Consider the following 1,613-nt stretch of genomic DNA (forward strand, 5'->3'; position numbering starts at 1 on the left):
ACGATCCAAATCTACACTTGCTTAATAGCGTATGTTTTATTAGAGCTAGTAGAGATACCAAAAGAGTTTGGCTGTAAGATGTTAGATAAACTGAGGTATTTACAAGCATTCATGAGTGAGAATATCAGTTATGTACATTGGTTTAGGAAGATAGTGATATTAAGCTGAAATCACGCTTTTTGCAGGAGTAGTGTGTCCACTTTTGGGATAACCTCATGTCTGATTCAACACTTCTGGTACTTGGCATGAGCGCAACACCTGTAATTAACAATCTCAAAGAAGGTAAAAGTCTAGTTGAATTAGTTACAGGTGTGGAACGCAAAGATCTTGGAGAAAAAGCCACACTCAACAATTGTATGCGGTTACATCAAGCATTTGTCACTTTGGGCATCCGTTCTAAAGTCAAGCCCAAAATCACAATCAACAAAATTAAAATTCCTGTTGACTGTACGCATCTAGTTGATAAGATTCGTGAAGAAGGTACTTCTGTACTAAAAATGGAACAAATCCTAACCAGTGCAAGGATTCCATCTATTCTTAACGAAATTCGTCCTAAAACTATCGTTTATACTCATTACGTTGAAGGCATAGTCGATCAGCTAAAAGTCGCTATCGAAGGCGCAGGCTGGACAGTTGGTTTTCACATGGGCGGCGATAAAAGTGGAAAAAATGATTTTATTGACGGTTCCATTGATGTGCTGATTGCCAGCAGTGCTATGGCAACAGGTGTAGATGGATTTCAAAAAGTTTGCGATCGCTTGATTCTCAATATTCCGCCTTGGACAAGTGCTGAACTTGAACAGTTAGAAGGACGCTTAAATCGTCAAGGTCAGGTTCATGATACGCTCTCAATTCTTATGCCTGTTACCTATGGTTTAGATGACGGTGAACATTGGAGTTGGGATGAAGGTCGATTGGCAAGATTGCAAAACAAGCAAACAGTAGCCGATGCTGCCGTTGATGGTGTGATGCCTGATGGACAACTGCGAACAGAATCTCAAGCCTTCCGAGATCTAAGAAAATGGCTAGAACGACTGAAAACTTGTGAGCAAAAACCAATCGTTCGCTCCAAGATCTTTGTGCCACTTCCAGACACAGATCCCGCCGATGTTCAGCGCCGCAATGTTAGCTATGGAGACTTTAGCCGCATGAATGCACGTTGGAATACTAGCTATAGTCAAACCAACTATGAGCGCATCCAAAATAATCCTGAAGAGTGGATGCAGTATCACACTCTCTACCAAGAAGCTAGAAAAACTTGGTCTGTTCTTCCATATCAAGAATCTATTAAATGGCTACAAAAGCGCTCAGATCTAGTTGTAGGCGATTTTGGTTGTGGTGAAGCCCTAATTTCTAAAGCATTAGCCGACAAACATACATTTCACAACTTTGATTTCATTGCGATCAATGATTCTGTCATCGAGTGCGATGTATCTCAAGTTCCTTTAGAAGACAACTGTTTAGACCAATACTTCGGACATAAAAAAAGGGGAACAAAAAAGCTATTCATCGGATAAGGTGCAAGTAATGAATCAAAGCACCAAATGAATAGCATTAATGACATATTACCGAAAGTAGCAACCAAGGCACAACAGAAATTTCTGTCAATCCTG

At 40.3% G+C, this 1,613-nt stretch carries 1 protein-coding gene and 1 pseudogene; both read left to right on the top strand.

The features are described 5' to 3' along the window. Positions 1 to 168, top strand: a pseudogene (locus H6F44_RS23445) (IS4 family transposase); the annotation flags it as partial. Between the two features lie 47 nt (positions 169 to 215). Then, complete coding sequence (locus H6F44_RS22690) at positions 216 to 1,517, top strand: hypothetical protein (RefSeq protein ID WP_190353350.1); 1,302 nt, start codon at positions 216 to 218, stop codon at positions 1,515 to 1,517. Positions 1,518 to 1,613 lie beyond the last annotated feature (96 nt).

It is taken from the genome of Pseudanabaena cinerea FACHB-1277 (assembly GCF_014696345.1).
In the GTDB taxonomy this organism is placed as follows: Bacteria; Cyanobacteriota; Cyanobacteriia; order Pseudanabaenales; family Pseudanabaenaceae; genus Pseudanabaena; species Pseudanabaena cinerea.